The following is an 18,078-nucleotide window of genomic DNA, read 5'->3' as shown; positions in this document are numbered from 1 at the left end:
AATGTTCCACGTGGAACATTTTCTAATAATATATAGCTCTATTAAAAAATATTTATTACCTTTGTCCGCGTAAAATAATAATATATCAGTATGAAAAAGTTTTTTATTCTGTTGTTGCTTCCTTTTATGGGAGTAGCACAAATTATCAATACTCCAGCTACACGCTTAGAGAAAGAGCTCAACGGCAAAGTTAAATCTCTTACTGAACGTACCTACGACGTCTTCCAGGGTAACCTTAAACAAAAACGTCTTGCAACCGAAAATTACTATGAATTTAATGAAGAAGGAAATGCCTTGCAGTTAGAACAAAAATATAGTGGTATTACTTTGCGTTACGACTATACTTACAATGCTGAGCAAAAACCTCTGCGCGTAACAGTATCAAGAGTCGCTCACGGAGGTGTGCAGTACTCTACAGGAGTTTATGAATATAATGACCAAGGGCATTTAATAACTTACCAAACAGTGATAGGGGTAATTGCTTCGCCTACACAAACCTATACTTTTAATAAATGGGACGCCAACGGTAACCCTACTGAAGGTCTCTTAGTAACACCTAATAGCAAAGCCAAGGTGTTCCAGGAGTTTGATAAAAATAACCAACGCACTTTGCTCAAGATGGTAACCGAAGGTAATCCGCCTACCGAGATGCATATCTCAGTGCGTTACGATCGTGAGGGTAGGGTAGTGGAACGCAGTATTGCTGAGGGGAACACCAAACCCGATGTAATGCATTACGCCTATGATAAAAAAGGTATACCTACCGGTGTGAATAATCAGAAGTTTGAACACACTTTTGATAAGCAAGGCAATTGGGTAACTCGCATTGTTTCTGTCAATGGGTATATCGTAGGTTTTACTGAAAGAGAAATAAAATACTAATATAGAAAATACATTTACTTATGAAAAAACTATTCATCATTACTTTAGCTTTATTGTCTACTGCTTGTAATACCGATTGGCGCAGAAAATACGACGAGGTGTATCCGTCTCAAAACGGAATCTCAATGGTCAGAAAAGATAATAAATACGGACTCGTAAATGCCGAAGGTACCCTCGTGGCACCTTTGAAGTATGACTATATCAATATCTATCCTTCTGACGGAATACCTTTTTACGATGTTACTATTAACAATTTGTATGGAGTAATACGCCCTTCAGGTGAAGAACTCATTCCTGCTGAGTATAATTTTATTTCGTATTCTGAAGGTGTTTTCATCGTGCAATCCAATGGTAAGAAGAAACTCCTCAGTACTAATAACGAAGCACTCACCCCTTGGTATGACGAAATAGACCTATTTTTCGGTGGTCTCGCTCGTGCTAAACAAGGTAATCAGTATGGTTATTTAAATACTAAAGGTAAAGTAGTATTGCCTTTTGTATATGATGATGCCGATGATTTCAACGACAGTAAAAAGGCAATGGTAAAGTATAAAGGAAAGTGGGGAATGATTGATAGCCGCGGTAATACAATCATTCCTTTCGAATACGAGCAGGCTGAACCTATACTAAAAGCAATGAGGAATGGGAAGACTATTACTACATCCTCATAAAGAAAGGCAGAGAAGTAAATATAGATAAAGAAGGTAATCTTTTTTCATTTAAATAATCACCTCTTTTACTTCTCCTCTAAATATCACTTTAAACGATAAACGCTTCCATTGTTTGGGCAATCGGGGGGTAAATTGCAATTCGCCGTTCTTCACACGCATACCTGCAAACCCCTCTACAATGCTCAACCAAGTGCCCGCCATCGAGGTGATGTGCAAGCCCTCGTGCACTTCCTTGTTGTAGTCATCTAAGTCAAGCCGAGCCGTGCGCAAATAGAGAGCATAGGCTTCGTCAGTTTTCCCTAAAGCAGAAGCCAACACACTGTGCACACAAGGAGAAAGTGACGACTCGTGTACGGTAAAAGGCTCATAGAATTCGTAGTGCTTTTGCAACTCTTCTTTGCTGAATCGCTCTTCAAAGAAATAGAACCCCTGTAGCGTATCCGCTTGCTTGATGTAAGGCGAACGCAAGATTCTATCCCACGACCAGTGTTGGTTCAACGGACGCTCCCCAGCAGGAATGCTACTCACAGGCTTGAGGTCTTTATCCAAAAAACCATCTTGTTGCAAGTATACACCATATTTTTCACTATAAGGCAAGTACATATGTTCCACTATGTAACTCCACTCCTTTAATTCTTCAGTAGTCACCCACTGCTTTTCTTTTCTGTATTTTAGAGCCATAGTCGCCGCATAGCTCAAACACCAAGAGGCAAGATAGTTTGTATAAAAGTTATTGTTTACGTTGTTCTCGTACTCATTAGGTCCCGTCACCCCTAAAAGTACGTACTGTTGTTTCTCTTTTGAATAATTTACTCGCTGTACCCAAAAACGCGCAATGGCAATAAGCACCTCCAAACCGTAATCTTTAATATAAGTTTCATCGCCCGTATAACGCGTATAGTTGTAAATTGCAAAGGCAATCGCCCCATTGCGGTGTATTTCCTCAAAGGTAATTTCCCACTCGTTATGGCACTCTTCGCCGTTCATCGTAACCATAGGGTACAGCGCAGCCCCACCTGTGAAACCTAAATTCTTAGCATTTTCAATAGCTTGAGGCAACTGTTTATAGCGGTACAACAGAAGATTCCGAGCCACTTCCGCGCCCTTGGTTGCCATATAAAAAGGCAAGCAATAGGCTTCAGTATCCCAGTAAGTACTGCCACCGTACTTCTCACCCGTAAAACCCTTAGGACCTATATTCAAGCGAGCGTACTTGCCCTGATACGTTTGATTTAGTTGAAAGATATTAAACCTTATCCCTTGTTGCGCCTGTTCATCACCTTCAATCACAATATCCGATGTCTCCCATATCATTCCCCAATCTTCTTTCTGCATCTCCAATAACCCCTCAAATGTTACTGCCTGTACATCTTTCTTTCCTGCCTGTCGCGCTACGACCTTTGTCAAGGTCTCAAACTTTGACAAAGGTTTTACTTCTCCCACTTTCTCCATCGCATCTCCCCCTTTGAAGGGGGCAGGGGGGATGTTTTTTTCGGTCGCTACACTCCCCCTTTTAAGGGAAGTCCGCGAGAGCGGAGTATGTGAAGGGGGGATGTTATCAATCTCATTTCTCAAATACCCCCCATACTTCTCAATACAAAAAACATTATTCTTCTTAATAGCAACCTCATACTGCAACCCTATATAATTCTCCCCTCTATTCTCTTTTCCACTGATATTCAGTTCTTTTCCTTCTACAAACAGACGGTTTTCCATAAAGGTTTCCACTTTAAAAGCCGTCTTTTTAGTCTCAGCAACAATAGTAGCGCTGTTGTTTTCCGAACTGATTTCTAAAGTATTCCAAAAATGCTCATCCCAGTTAGCATCATTATTCACAATACCACTGTCTAAATAACTCTCTATTGCTATAGAAGCATCAGTGTTCAAAGGAGTAATCTCATAGCGCAAAGCCCCCAATTCGTCGTGACGTAACGAGAGCAAACGCACCGCTTTCACAGCAACCTCCACCCCATTAGGTAGCATAGCCGTAAACGAACGCTCATACCAACCCTCTTTCATATTCAGCTCACGACGGAAGTTCTTCACCTCCAAACAAGTGTTTAAGTCCAACAATTCCCCGTTGATGTGAATATGTAACCCAATCCAACTCGGTGCGTTCAGCACTTTGGCAAAGTATTCAGGGTAGCCGTTTTTCCACCAACCCACTTTGGTTTTATCGGGGTAATACACCCCACCGATGTAGCTCCCTTGAAGCGTATCGCCACTGTAATCCTCTTCAAAGTTAGCGCGCATTCCCATAGCCCCATTCCCAAGGCTGAAAATACTCTCGTGTTTAGTAACCTCAGCTTTGTCAAAGCCCTCAACAATGATGTTCCACGTGTTCATAACAATAAAATTTCACCAGTTTAAAGTGCAAAGGTAGAAGATAATTCGCAAACCAGCAAATTTCTAAAATTAGCACATAAATACCCTACCCAACAATCTTCATCATTACATTTTTCTATTTTACCCTCACTTTTCCGTCCCTACAGTTCCCCCTCTCTGAGGGGGCTAGGGGGAGGTTTCCTCGTCATTCGTCCTTCGTCCTTTGTAATTCGTTCCTCGTCATTCGTCCATTTTCTCCTAATGCCTATTGCCTAATGTCTAACACTTCTTTCCCTTTCTTTCGCCTCGAAATCCTATTTTTACTATTATTAGCATTGTTGTATTATAGTATGAATCAATTACTTATATACCCTTTGTATAACAATCGTCCAAGATTCGTATAAGCATCCTATAAGCTTTGTATAAGCTAACCATACCCTTCTCACAGCTCACCTTTTATCTTTCACCTAAAAAGCACCTTCCGAATTCCTCCGTTTCCTTCCGAAATCACTGATATATCACTTTTAGCGGTATACACTTTTCCAAAGTTTTTAATCGCTCGTCGTGCTACGACCTCGCACTGCCCGTGCGGCTCGCACTGCCCGTCGTGCTACGACCTTTGGCAAAGTTCATTATCAGTATTATTGGCATTATCAGTATTATCAACTATTGCACCCTATATTACAGGTTGCGGTCGGTAGTGAAAAAGATTTTTTTCTACTAATTTTCTCATTTGCAAATTTTCTCATTTGCAAATTTGCCAATTATTCGTACCTTTGCCAAAAATACTAAACGTTATGCCTTATACAATCACCATTACTGATAACAATCCACAAGCAATACACCTTGTGAAATACCTTAAAACACTTGATTTTGTAAAGGTTACTAAGCAAAAAGAACCTGCTTATTCTCAAGAAGTGTTGAAAGCTTCCAAAGTGTTAAAGATGACCCCTCAAGAAATAGTAGACGCTGCTAAAGAAGAGGAAATGACTCCTGAAGATTACGCTTTTGTGATGACAATTTCTAAGAAAATAAATCACAATATAGCTAAACGTTGGGATGAACACTTTAACATTTAAGCTACTATGATAATCATTGCCGACAGTAATATTTTTATGAGTGCTCTTGTAAACCCTACAGGACGCACAGCATCTATATTAGCTGAGAGAAAGAAAATACAATATGTAGTCCCTGATTATCTTATCACCGAAGTAACTGAGCATATTCCTGATTTGGTAAAACGCTTTAAAAATCAGAAAACAAAGAAACAATTATTAGCTGATTTCAAAAAGTTATTAGAAGGGATTACAATTGTAAATGAAAAGGAGGTAAAAAGAGCTAATGCTATTAAAGCTAAAGAAATAGTAGCTGATATAGATATAAAAGATTATCCTTTTATCGCTCTTCATCTACAAATCAAACACAAAATCTGGACTTCTGATAAACTACTTGTAAAAGGTCTTACTGAAAAAGGTTACGGACATTTCTTTACTTCTACAGAAGAACTAAGCAAACATCTTTATAAAAAATAAACTTTTCACTAAAAATAATATGGCTAAAGAAACTCCCTTGATGAAACAGTACAATCAGATTAAAAGCAAATATCCTGATGCACTGTTGCTCTTTAGGGTAGGCGATTTCTACGAAACTTTTGGCGAAGATGCCGTCAAAACCGCTCATACCCTCGATATTGTGCTCACCAACCGCAACAACGGCACCGAGCGCAGCGAACTCGCGGGATTTCCTTACCATTCTATCAATACTTACCTCCCCAAACTCGTAAAAGCGGGCTACCGCGTGGCGATATGCGACCAACTCGAAGACCCTAAACTCGTAAAAGGCATCGTCAAACGGGGCGTAACCGAACTCGTAACCCCTGGCGTCGCCCTGAACGACGATATTCTCCAAAGCAAAAGCAACAACTTCTTAGCTTCGGTATGGCTGGGCAAACAGCTGTGTGGTGCGGCTTTCCTCGATGTCTCTACGGGTGAATTTCTCGTAGCCCAAGGCGATACCACCTACATCGATAAGCTTTTACAGAACTTCCGCCCTAGCGAACTCCTTATTGCCAAACACCAAAAACGCGAATTTTCCGAACGCTTTGGTGATGATTTTCACTGCTTCTATTTGGAAGATTGGGTTTTTAAAGACGATTACGCCCAACAGGTACTCACCAAACACTTTCAAACCAACTCGCTCAAGGGCTTTGGCGTAGATGAACTCACCGAAGCACTCCTCACCGCAGGGGCAATTCTCTACTACTTATCCGAAACGCAACACCATCAACTGCAACATATTACGGCTATTCAACGCATCGCCGAAGAGGCTTATGTGTGGCTCGACAAGTTTACCATTCGCAATCTGGAACTCTACGCAGGCACCTCAGCCCAATCGGTGAGTTTATTAGATGTGATTGACAAAACGCTGTCGCCTATGGGCAGCCGCACGCTCAAACGCTGGTTGGCTCTACCGCTGAAAAAGTTAGACAAAATCCGTCAGCGTCACGAGGTGGTGGATTACTTCTTGAAGCATATCGATGTACTGGAGCAGGTGAAAACCTCTCTCAGCCGTATGGGCGACATCGAACGGCTCATCTCCAAAGTCGCTACTCTGAAAATCAATCCGCGTGAAGTGGTGCAATTGCGCGCTTCCTTAGAACATATCCCCCTGATAAAGCAATTGTGCTTGGCATCAGGCAATGAATCGTTACAACTCTTAGGCGACAAACTCCACAATTGCGAACAGCTCAGTGCACGCATCGCCGAAACACTGAATGATGATGCTCCTGTAAATATCGCCAAAGGCAACGCCATTGCCGAAGGTTTTTCACCTGAACTCGACGAACTACGCGGACTCTCGCATTCGGGCAAAAGTTATTTAGACGATTTGCTCCTGCGCGAAACCCAGCGCACGGGCATTCCGTCCTTGAAAATCGACAGTAACAACGTGTTTGGCTACTACATCGAAGTGCGCAACACCCATAAGGATAAAGTCCCATCTGATTGGATTCGCAAGCAAACGCTCGTCAATGCCGAACGCTACATCACGGGAGAACTCAAGGAATACGAGGCTAAAATCTTAGGGGCAGAAGAGAAAATCGCCCAGTTAGAACAAACACTCTATACCGAACTTATCGCCTTTATCAGTGAGTATATCAGCGAGGTACAAACGAACGCGACCCTTATTGGTCAGTTGGATTGCCTCTGCGGGTTTGCCACTTTGGCGATGGAAAACAATTACCACCGTCCTGAGATGAACGAGGGTTATGCCATTGACATTAAGGAAGGTCGCCACCCTGTGATTGAAAAACAACTGCCCGTGGGTACGCCCTATATCGCCAACGATGTGTATTTAGACCGCGAAAGTCAGCAAATCATAATGATTACCGGACCTAATATGTCGGGTAAGTCGGCTATTTTGCGACAAACAGCACTCATTGTGCTCTTGGCGCAGATAGGCAGTTTTGTCCCTGCCGCCGAAGCGCACTTAGGGATTATCGACAAGATTTTCACCCGTGTAGGCGCGAGCGACAACATCTCGATGGGCGAATCGACTTTTATGGTGGAGATGAACGAAGCAGCGCTTATCTTGAACAATATTTCCGATAGAAGTTTAGTGCTTTTGGACGAAATCGGGCGGGGAACCAGCACTTACGACGGGATTTCTATCGCTTGGGCAATCGCTGAATACCTGCACGAACACCCCAGCAAAGCCAAAACCCTCTTTGCGACTCACTATCACGAACTCAACGAGATGAGTGAGAGCTTTGAGCGGATTAAGAATTTTAACGTATCAGTGAAAGAAACCAAGGACAGCGTACTCTTTTTGCGCAAACTCACTGAAGGCGGTTCGGCTCACAGTTTTGGGATACACGTGGCCAAGATGGCGGGAATGCCCCAATACGTGATTCAAAAAGCAAATAAGATGCTAAAAAAGCTTGAAGAGAGTCATAATGTAGTGCCAACTGCTGAGGTCGTTAAAAGCGCCCAAAAAGAAATGCAATTGAGCTTTTTTGATATGAACGACCCTCTCCTCGAAGCTCTCAAAGACGATTTACTAAGCCTTGATATCAACACCCTCACTCCCGTAGAAGCCCTAATGAAGCTGAACGAAATGCGAAAGCGATTTGGCTAATTGACGAATTAGCCAAAGTGTATAATTAGAACACTAATAATAAAAAACTATAAAAATGAAAAGAACAATCCACACGCTTTGCGCTGTATTTGCGCTATTTGCTTTTGTTGCCTGCTCTAAATCTGATGATAATGACAGCAAAAAAGATAAAGGCGAAGATGATATTGAGGTAACCAACTTCAATATTCCTCAGGAAGCTAAAGCCATTCTGCCCGACAAAACCCTTACGCAAATGGTGGCTAATGGTATGACCATTCACGAAGGGACTACGCCTCCTAATATCGAAGGCATTTACCTGCTCGATAACCTTACATTCCTTTATACCAGTGACCCTAATGATAATGCTTTCACCAAAGGTGATAAGGCTACTAATTACAAATTCAAATTCTACGAACAACAAGGAGTAAAAGTAAAATCCGACTATAAAGCATTAGGATTTGGAGTATTTGACACTGCCATAGGTTCTGGAGCTATCATCTCAGGAAGTGGCAATAAGTTTACGGTCTTCTTAGCTCACGTTGCCGTTACTCAAGGCGTAAAGAACAAAGATGTATATGTTTTCTCAGGTGAAATTACCTCTGAAGGGATTAAAGATTTGGTTTTCACAATGACGGTTACTGAAAAAGAAGACCAAGGAAATAAAATAATGGGAGTAGGTGTTTATCGCATTTTTAGTCAAGACGGACGTATTGCTAAAAAAGTAACTGATTATTAAACTTTATTTTTCTTCTCTCCGTTCTGTATATAAACGGAGAGAAGTTTTTTTACCCCGTCACACACGGTGAAATGCTAAATTAATATTTCTTTACCCCGTCACACACGGTGAAATACTAAATTAATATTTCTTTACTTTGTCACACATTGTGATAAGCAGAAGTGTTTTTGATTTCACTTTTTATCTTTCAGTTTTTACTTAATATTATAGTATTCCCTTCCTCCTCGCTATATCTATCGCTTCTATCAAGCTCTCAGCGCCAAACTTCTCCCGTATATTCTGCCGATGCCGATTCACGGTATAAGTACTGATAAACAGTTGCTCGGCTATCTGTTTGCTCGACAAACCTTGTGAGGCAAGCGTGAGTATTTCTTTTTCCCGCGGGGTAAGCGCAAATTCTTCTTCATCTTGTAGTTTAATGGGCACAATCTCTCCCGTTACACAGTGTTTCATTCGCACCCGCACGGGCAAATGCTCCGATTGGTCAGGGGCAATTTCTATAATCCCCAAAGCTAAGTAATTATCGTCTGTCACTTCTAAGAGTTGTACCTCATTGGTCACCCGACCATAAGTGCCGTCGCTCGCCATTCCGCGATAGTCGTAAACGTACTTATACTGCACCTGCTCTTCTTTAGGCAAAGTGGATAAAAACTCAAAAATCTGCTCGTCTATCTTTTCCTTTATTGCCAAATCATCAGGGTGAATGCGTCGTTTTAGCGGATAATCGGGCATTTCACTACTGTTGTTTTCGGGTATATCATCGTAGCCAAAGAGCTGAAACTTATCCGAAATATAATAGAAATGCTCGTTCTTATCCACTATAAAAACAGCGTTATTCCCTATTTTTGCTAACATTTCGGCATAAGGGATATACTTCTGTGCCAAGATTTCCATAGAGGTAGGGGTGCTCATCGTCAATTAAAAATGGTTATTTTTGCGTATTGCCACACTCGCGCAACCGCCGTAATTTTGCCCCAAAATTAATAATTATTTCTCAAAGATGAAAAATTACAACAGTATTATTATAGGTAGTGGCTTGGGCGGACTCATCGCTGGAGCTACTTTGGCGCTCTGGGGCAAGAAGGTAATCGTGCTCGAACAACACTATATCGCAGGGGGTTGCGCCACTGCTTTCAAACGCAAAGACTACCTGATGGAAGTTGGCTTGCACGAAATCGACGGTCTCAACGAAACCGACCCTAAGCGCCCGATTTTAGAACTTTTGGGCGTGTTTGATGAAGTAGAATTTCTAAAAGTACCCGAATTCTACCATCTACAGAAACCCGACTTCCAGTGCACCCTCCACCACGGGAGTGAGGCTAAAGCAAAACTCATTGCCGATTTTCCCGATTGTAAGGCCGAAATCGAACGCTATTTTGGACTCATTGACAAGCTTTACACCGAAATGCGCCGTCTCCCACGCAACAAATGGCTCAGTATATTACTCTACCCACTAATGCCGTTCTTGATTCCTAACATAATCAAAACTTCTAAAATGAACGTAGGTACTTGGCTCGATGCTAATATCAAAAACGAACAACTCAAAAACGTGCTCACAGCCAACTTGGGTTATTATACCGATGACCCTTACAACCTCTCGCTAATGTACTTTTTGGTGGCTCAAGGTAGCTACTTGAACGGTGGAGGTAACTTCGTGAAAGGGGGTTCGCAATCGCTGTCCAACTACTTGGTGCGCTTTATCGAAAAGCGCGGCGGACAAGTGCTTACGGGTAAATTTGTAGAAGAAATCTTAGTAGAAAACAATCAAGCCGTGGGCGTTACCTATCGCGATACGTTCAACACCTCAGCGCCTAAGCAATCGCTCTATGCCGATAGCGTGGTTGCCAATGCTGCCCAACCTATTGTCACTCAAATGCTCCCCGAGCCTTACCGCACTAAACTACAACAAAAGGTAGCACCTTTACAAATGGCTTGCTCGCTGCTCACTATTTATTTAGGCTTCAATACCGATTTGAAAAAACTCGGTGTAAACCATTATTCTACCATTATTCAAGGTCAAAAAGACTATACCCTCAAGGGTGTAAAAGCCGATTCAGAAGGTGATTGGGCTCAAAAACCTTTTACTTTTGTGAATTACGGAATGGTAGACGCACAATTGGCTCCCGAAGGGAAGACGGTAGCGGTAATTTGCGCCGTTGATTACCTCAAAGAATGGGAAGGACTCACCGAAACCGAATATCAGCAGAAGAAAGAAGCCGTTGCACAGCTGTTTTTAACGCGTTTAGAAGCCGAATTTCCAACGATTCTCCAGTACTTGGAGTATTATGAGGTAGCTACCGCTAAAACCATAAAAAGATACACTTTAAATCCGCAAGGCACGCCGTATGGTTATGTGCAATCGGTGAAGCAAACCTATCCTCAGCGCGACAAACTCACCACTTCACCGCTGAAGAATCTTTATTTTGCCTCGGCTTGGGCGCCTTCTGGAGGTGGTTATTCAGGGGCTGTCTATAGTGGTTTTATGACGGCTTGCAAGATGAAAACCCAAGTGAAATGGCAAAACTACACGCCCTCAACCCTCACCGATGAACGTTCTCTAAAACTCTTAGCCAAAAACACCATTGCCGATAATACCATCTTGCTCACTTTTGAAAAACCCAAAGATTTGCAGTACAAAGCAGGTCAGTACGCCGTGTTGCGCCTCGACAACCCTCGTTATACCGAATTGGATATGCCTTTGCGTCCGCTTTCTATGGTTTCTCACCCCAGTGAAGGCACTTTGCAATTCGCAATGCGCCTCAGCGATAGCAGTTTTAAGAAAAGTGTTGCCGCAATGGCAATAGGCGATACCGCCACTGTGTTCGCCCCTATGGGTACTTTCAGCCTCAAAGGAAAAAGCCAACGCATTGTGTTTCTCGCCTCAGGGATTGGCATTACTCCCGTGCTCCCAATGCTAAAAGAATTAGCGCAACAGCAATTCACTGGCGAAGTAAGCGTGTTCTACTCCAATAAAACCGAATCCGCAACTGCTTTTCACAACGATTTACAGCGTATTGCCTTACCTCATTACCGCTATGTGCCCGTATTCACCGCAACCCAAAAACGCCTCAATGCCGATTTCTTGCAAACACACCTCCACACCCTCACCGATTGTGATTATTACATCGTAGGTACCAACAGCTTTACCAAAGCAATGCAGGGACTTTTTCGCTCAGAAGGAGTTCCTGCATCACATATCTTTAAAGACGATTTTGGAGGGTAAATTTATAATTTGCCTGCCGTACTACGACCTTTGCCAAAGTTGAATAAGAGACAGGTTTCTCTCCCTTTTCCGTCACCACACTCCCCCTCTTTGAGGGGGGTAGAGGGAGGTTACCCCCTATTTGAGGATTATCGGCAACTGCCGAGTAAGTAAATTAGGGGGAGGTTTCTACACATTTTCTCATTTTCAAATTTCCTAATCTGCTAATCTTTCTCCCTCTCTCCAACCTACCTGACTTATCCGATTTTATCCGACCAATCTGATCTCCGTCCAACCCCTCTCTCCTAATTTACTAATTCTCTCATTTTCTAATTTAACTGCCCGTCGCTACTCTCTCCTTCTCCTTGGGAGAGGGTCGGGGTGAGGATTCCCATTTCTTTCGCCTCAAAACCCAACTATCAGCATTTTACCCTTCATTCTTAACTGCTCACTCTCAACCCTTTATATAGCCCTTGTATAACAATCGTCCAAGATTCGTATAAGCATCCTATAAGCTTTGTATAAGCTAACCATACCCTTCTCACAGCTCATCTTTTATCTTTTGCCTAAAAACTCCCTTCTGAATTTCTCCGTTTTCTTCCGAAAGCTCTTACCCTCTGAGCTGTCCGACTCGTCTGAAATGTCCGACTCGTCCAAACAAGCCTAACCAATCTCCCCATTATCGCCCGTGCGACTTGCACCTGCCCGTGTGGCTCACACTTGTCAAAGTAAATTATTAGGTATTATTGGCATTATCGGTATTATTTGGCATTTTTGGCATTATCAGTATTATTTCCTATCTTTGCAACTCATAACTCTCAACCCATATGAAACCATACTTTTACCTTTTAGCATTTGCCCTTACGGCTTGCCACAACCCATCAGAACAAAACAATTTGTCTAAAAAGCCACTCACTAATTACGTAAACCCCTTTATTGGTACCGATGGCACAGGTAATACTTATCCCGGTGCGATGACACCCTTCGGTATGGTACAACTGAGCCCTGATATAGGCATTCCTGGCTGGAACAGGATTTCGGGCTACTTCTACCCCGATAGCATCATCACCGGCTTTTCACACACCCACCTCTCAGGCACGGGTGCGGGAGACCTCTACGATGTGCTCATAATGCCTACCAATAGTAGATTTAACGAGCGCATCGAGGCAAACAATCACTTGCCCTTCTCCTATTTTTCTCACGAAAAGGAAACCGCTACCGCAGGTTATTACAGTGTCAATTTGCTTAGTTATGGCATCAAAGCCGAACTTACCGCCACTCCTCGCGTAGGAGTGCAACGATATACCTTCCCCAAAGATGAACAATCCAAAATCACCGTTGATTTAGGTTATAGTATCAATTGGGATAAACCCACCGAAACCTATCTAAAAGTGGTGGATAACACAACATTGGAAGGCTATCGCTTTTCTACCGGTTGGGCACGCAGCCAAAAGGTCTATTTCGTCATCAAACTCTCCAAACCCTTTGCTGATAAAGAGTTTACAGAAGAAAAAGAAAACGGCAAAAGCAACCGTTCTAAAATCGTACTCCATTATGCCACCGCCGATAATGAAACCATTGTAGTGAAAACCGCCCTCTCTATGCATAGTATCGCAGGAGCGTATAAAAATATGGAAGCTGAAGCCCCTCACTTCGCTTTCGATGAGTATCGTGAAGTCGCACGCAATCTATGGGAAGCCCAATTACAAAAAATCACTGTGGAAGGAGGCACCGAAGAGCAAAAAAAGATTTTCTATACAATGCTCTACCAATCGATGTTAGCACCTAATCTTTTCAGCGATATCGATGCCACCGAAAAACGTTATGATACCTTCTCTCTTTGGGATACTTTCCGCGCAGCACACCCGCTTTATACCCTTTTACATCGTGAAGCTTCCGCCGATTTTATCCGTAGCTTTTTGGCTCATTACCGCGAAAACGGTACGCTACCCGTGTGGAGTATGCAAGGAGGAGAAACCCATATGATGATAGGTTATCACGCTGTGCCTATTATCGTAGATGCGTATTTTAAGAATATCCCAATGGATATCCCTTTGGCTTATGAGGCTTGCAAGCAAAGTGCAATGGCTAATGAACGTGAAATCGACCTATATAAGCAATATGGCTATGTGCCTTACGATTTAGATAAGTCAGACGAAAACTGGTCGGTGTCCAAAACCTTAGAGTACGCTTACGACGATTGGTGCATTGCACAATTTGCCAAAGCTTTGAATAAAAAAGAAGATGAGGCTTACTTTGCCAAACGTGCGGAAAACTGGCGCAACCTCTTCGACGAAAAAACTACTTTCTTCCGTCCTAAGGATAGCAAAGGGCAATTTATGAAACCTTTTAACCCCAAAGATTATAGTAAATACTTCTGCGAAAGCAACGCTTGGCATTATCGTTGGTTTGTGCCACAAAACATCGAAGGATTGCGCGCTGCAATGGGAGGCACTAAAGCTTTTGAACAAAAACTCGACTCAATGTTCACTTTAGCAGTTACCCCCGATGAGAAACTACCTATCTTCAGTACGGGTATGATAGGACAGTATGTGCACGGCAACGAACCCAGTCATCACGTGGCTTACCTCTATCACTTTACAGCTCACCCCGAGAAAGCCACCCAGCGCGTTACCGAAATATTGAACACTCAATACAAAAATACCCCCGACGGACATTGTGGTAATGAGGACTGCGGACAAATGAGCAGTTGGTATGTGCTCAGCGCTTTAGGTTTGTATCCTCTTAACCCTGCCAACGGCAAGTATTATTTGAGTGAACCTTTGTTTGATAAAGCTACTTTACACTTAGAGAACGGTAAGACTTTTACCATTGAAAAAAGAAAAAACAGCAAAGCAAAAACACTACTCAACGGCAAACCACTGAGCAGAGGCTATATTACTTATGAAGAAATTATAAAAGGCGGAAGTTTAGAATTTAAGAAGTAAACGCCCTTAATTTAGTCGCTTACATAAAAATAAACATAATTTTATTTTGCTAATATAAAAGTAATAAGTAATTTTGCATCGTCTAATGATATAGACAACCAACAAGACAATTTACATAAAACATAAAAAGCGTTAGTTTTTTATTCTATTTTTAAGAGAATCTGGTAAATTCACGAAATACTTATAGGATAAATAACGAGAACGCTCACGCTTAGGCGTGGGCTTTTCTTTTATTTATATAGTATTTCAGCCATACCAGAGGCTTCTTAAAAGTATAAATGAAAGCTAAAAGTCCTCGCTTTTTCTTTTCTAATAAATAATATCTTCACTTTTAGGGCTTGGTGAACTAACCTATTAATTTCAAATTATCTTATGAATAAAAAACTTCTATTATTCACATTGGTAGCCCTTACCTCTATTACTTTGTTGAAAGCCCAAGCAGTAAAATGGGGTATTAGAGGAGGTGTAAATATCTCTACTTACTCCTTGGAGAATAAACATTTTGAATACACCACGTATTATCCTGCTGAAAGGCACTCAGTAGATGTAAAATCAGCGGTTGGGGCTGGCTTTCACTTAGGAGGATTTGAGGAATATCAGTTTTACAAAAACTTATTCTTAGATGTGGGTTTAATATTTTCTACTCAAACAAGTAAGATAAAAGAGAGTGGGGAACACAACGACTCTTTTAAAATTAGAATGTCTGAAATAAGCCTGCCTTTATGGTTAAAGTATGACATCAATAACTTTCGTCCTAAATTAGGTATAAGTTTAGATTATAGCTATTATCGCTTTAGGTATGATGCGCCACGTTATTTAAATAGGTCAGCAGAAAGTAATTTTGGCGTTTCATTGGGAATAGGTTGTGAATATCATTTTCCTATGGGTCTTTTTGTTGATGCAAACTTTAAATATGGTTTAACAAGTTTGGAAAGTACAAAATCTTATTATGAAGGAGAGGCTCGTTTTTTTGGCTTAAACAAACGCATTGTTCAATTAGGTGTAGGTTACAAGTTTTAATAATCAATAATCAAATCATTATATGAAGAAAGTAATTTTATTCGGTACTTTAGCACTATTATTAGTGAGTTGTGGTGTAAGTAATGGACTGACATACAACCAAAATAGTCATACTACTCAAGTAGTATTATCTAAAAACAATTTTAAAGTAGTGGAACACGTGAAAGGAGAAGCTACTAATGATTATTTTCTGTTTTTTGGAGGAGGTAGAAAAGCTCTTATAGAGAAAGCCCGTGCAGAAATGCTTAAAAATGCTAATTTGGTAGGAACTTCAAGAGCTGTTATTAACGAAACGGTAGAAGCACATTCGTTCCTATTTTTCATAGGGACAAGATATACTGTAACTGTTTCGGCTGATGTAATAGAATTTACAGAAGAATAATAGTGATTTTCGTAATATCAGAAAGCCCCCTTTGTACAAAGGGGGCTTTCTGATATTTTTTAATTGTTTGTGTGGCTTATTTTAAAAGCTCTTCACAACTAAAGCTGAGTTAGTGCCTCCGAAACCAAAAGAGTTGCTCAAAAAGGCTTGAATAGGGCGTTCTACGGTTTCGGGAATGATGTTCAACTTAGCGGAAGCTTCATCGGGGGTATTGAAATTGATATTAGGAGCTATAAAGCTGTTTTGCATCATCAATACTGAGTATATCACTTCGCTGGCACCTGCCATCCAGCACTCGTGTCCGGTCATTGATTTGGTGGAACTCACGGGTATTTCGCTACCAAAAATCTCATAAATTGCCTTTGCTTCGTTGGCATCGCCTATGGGGGTGGAAGTAGCGTGGGCATTGATATAGTCGATTTCACGGGCTTGCATTCCTGCATTTTGCAAGGCACGCGCCATCGCACGGGCAGGTCCTTCTACATTGGGTGTAGAAATATGTCCGCCATTAGACGAAAAGCCGTAGCCTACTACTTCAGCGATAGGGGTCGCTCCACGCTTCATCGCCGACTCGTAGCTCTCTAACACTAAAGTAGCTGCCCCTCCACTGGGTACTAAGCCGTCTCTACTGGCATCGAAGGGACGTGAAGCTTGAGTAGGAGCGTCTTCACGCATTGAGAACACGCCTAAGCCATCAAAACTGCCCATACTGTATTTGTTGATTTCTTGAGCTCCGCCACATATTACGCAGTCTTGCATACCACTTTGTATCAATAAATAGCCTAAGCCTACCGAATGTGACCCACTGGCACAAGCCGCGCTGATACTCATATTCACCCCTCGCAATTGGAAGAGGGTTGAAAGGTTCATTGTTACGGTAGAGTTCATCGTGCGGAATACCGCCCCAGAGCCTACGAGGGTGGTGTCTTTCTTCTCTCTTATCTTGTAGTTGGTAAGAATTACCGACTCGGCTACACTGTCGTTGCCGTAGAGGATTCCTACTTCGTTTTGTTGTAAGAAATCGCTATCAATACCGGCATTTTTAAGTGCTTCGAGGGTTGCCATATAGGCGAACTCGCTTTCTTGACCCATAGAAATACGCTCACGGCGACCTAAGAGTCCTTTTAGGTCGGGGTTTTCTACAAAGCCTGTCAGAGCAGAGCGATAGCCGTATTCTTTGCGTTCGGGCAAGAAAACAATACCCGATTTTCCTTGATATAGTGAATCACGCACTTCGGCTAACGAAGTGCCAATGCAGGAATAAATTCCCATTCCGGTGATAACTACTCTCATAATAATTGACAGTTGACAATTGATAATTAACAAAGTGGGGCAAAGGTAAGAAATAATACTGATAATGCCAAATAATGCCAAATAATGCCAATAATACCGGATAATGCCAATAATACTGATAATACCGATAATGCCAATAATACCGATAATGAACTTTGCCAAAGTTTCAAACTTTGGCAAAGTGTGTAGCACGACGGGCGATTAAAAACTTTGGCAAAGCGTATACTGCTAAAAGTGACATATCAGTGGTTTCGGAAGGAAACGGAGAGGTTCGGAAGGGAGTTTTTAGGTAAAAGATAAAAGGTAAAAGGTAAAATGGGTATGGTTAGCTTATACAAAGCTTATAGGATGCTTATACGAANNTAAGTAATTGATTCATACTGTAATACAACAATGCCAATAATGCTGAAAAGAGGGTTTCGAGGCGAAAGAAAGGGGAAGAGGTATTGGGACTTAGGCAATAGGCAATAGGGGAAAGGGACGAATGTCCTGTCCTAAAAAAGGTT

At 41.9% G+C, this 18,078-nt stretch carries 13 protein-coding genes; 10 read left to right on the top strand and 3 right to left on the bottom strand.

All coding sequences use genetic code 11. From position 1 onward, the window contains the following. The first annotated feature begins 90 nt into the window (after window positions 1–90). Both RCZ04_RS03565 and RCZ04_RS03560 read left to right on the top strand, forming a co-directional pair. Window positions 91–882, top strand: coding sequence for a hypothetical protein (locus tag RCZ04_RS03565; protein ID WP_460484585.1), 792 nt, complete (start codon window positions 91–93; stop codon window positions 880–882). Window positions 883–902: 20 nt separating this feature from the next. After that, complete coding sequence (locus RCZ04_RS03560) at window positions 903–1,553, top strand: WG repeat-containing protein (protein ID WP_460484584.1); 651 nt, start codon at window positions 903–905, stop codon at window positions 1,551–1,553. A gap of 48 nt (window positions 1,554–1,601) precedes the next feature. On the opposite strand, the gene RCZ04_RS03555 is transcribed toward RCZ04_RS03560, so the two are convergent. Further along, entirely contained in the window at window positions 1,602–3,899 is a 2,298-nt protein-coding gene (locus RCZ04_RS03555) for a glycosyl hydrolase family 65 protein (protein WP_460484583.1), read from the bottom strand. A 776-nt stretch (window positions 3,900–4,675) separates the two neighbouring features. Between RCZ04_RS03555 and RCZ04_RS03550 the strand changes: the two genes are divergently transcribed. Genes RCZ04_RS03550 through RCZ04_RS03535 form a run of 4 tightly spaced genes read left to right on the top strand, consistent with a single transcriptional unit; the run spans window position 4,676 to window position 8,727 of the window. After that, a complete protein-coding gene (locus RCZ04_RS03550; protein WP_460484582.1) occupies window positions 4,676–4,957 on the top strand; it encodes a hypothetical protein in 282 nt (93 codons plus the stop codon). 6 nt (window positions 4,958–4,963) lie between these two features. Further along, window positions 4,964–5,410, top strand: coding sequence for a PIN domain-containing protein (locus RCZ04_RS03545; protein ID WP_460484581.1), 447 nt, complete (start codon window positions 4,964–4,966; stop codon window positions 5,408–5,410). Window positions 5,411–5,429: 19 nt separating this feature from the next. Then, window positions 5,430–8,012, top strand: a complete 2,583-nt coding sequence (gene mutS, locus RCZ04_RS03540) for a DNA mismatch repair protein MutS (RefSeq protein ID WP_460484580.1) — start codon at window positions 5,430–5,432, stop codon at window positions 8,010–8,012. Between the two features lie 55 nt (window positions 8,013–8,067). After that, window positions 8,068–8,727 (top strand): hypothetical protein, encoded by a 660-nt coding sequence (locus RCZ04_RS03535; protein WP_460484579.1) that lies wholly within the window; start codon window positions 8,068–8,070, stop codon window positions 8,725–8,727. 204 nt (window positions 8,728–8,931) lie between these two features. On the opposite strand, the gene RCZ04_RS03530 is transcribed toward RCZ04_RS03535, so the two are convergent. Beyond that, entirely contained in the window at window positions 8,932–9,639 is a 708-nt protein-coding gene (locus tag RCZ04_RS03530; RefSeq protein WP_460484578.1) for a response regulator transcription factor, read from the bottom strand. Window positions 9,640–9,727: 88 nt separating this feature from the next. Here RCZ04_RS03530 and RCZ04_RS03525 point away from each other — a divergent pair, with 88 nt between their 5' ends. The 4 genes from RCZ04_RS03525 (at window position 9,728) to RCZ04_RS03510 (ending at window position 16,279) form a co-directional block, all read left to right on the top strand. Then, window positions 9,728–11,950, top strand: coding sequence for an FAD-dependent oxidoreductase (locus RCZ04_RS03525; RefSeq protein ID WP_460484577.1), 2,223 nt, complete (start codon window positions 9,728–9,730; stop codon window positions 11,948–11,950). An 806-nt stretch (window positions 11,951–12,756) separates the two neighbouring features. After that, window positions 12,757–14,877 carry a GH92 family glycosyl hydrolase gene (locus RCZ04_RS03520; protein WP_460484576.1) on the top strand — a complete coding sequence of 707 codons (2,121 nt, stop codon included), beginning with the start codon at window positions 12,757–12,759 and terminating at the stop codon, window positions 14,875–14,877. Window positions 14,878–15,249: 372 nt separating this feature from the next. After that, the gene (locus RCZ04_RS03515) at window positions 15,250–15,897 is read left to right on the top strand and encodes a porin family protein (protein ID WP_460484575.1); all 648 of its coding nucleotides are present in this window, start codon (window positions 15,250–15,252) and stop codon (window positions 15,895–15,897) included. 22 nt (window positions 15,898–15,919) lie between these two features. Continuing rightward, window positions 15,920–16,279: a DUF6567 family protein gene (locus RCZ04_RS03510; protein ID WP_460484574.1), complete on the top strand. Its 360-nt coding sequence runs from the start codon at window positions 15,920–15,922 to the stop codon at window positions 16,277–16,279. An 81-nt stretch (window positions 16,280–16,360) separates the two neighbouring features. On the opposite strand, the gene RCZ04_RS03505 is transcribed toward RCZ04_RS03510, so the two are convergent. Then, a complete protein-coding gene (locus RCZ04_RS03505; protein WP_460484573.1) occupies window positions 16,361–17,572 on the bottom strand; it encodes a beta-ketoacyl-[acyl-carrier-protein] synthase family protein in 1,212 nt (403 codons plus the stop codon). Between the last annotated feature and the right edge of the window lie 506 nt (window positions 17,573–18,078).

The sequence above is a fragment of the Capnocytophaga sp. HP1101 genome (assembly GCF_054772415.1).
The sequence above is the reverse complement of the archived record's forward strand: the minus strand, read 5'-3'. Positions and strand labels throughout refer to the sequence as shown.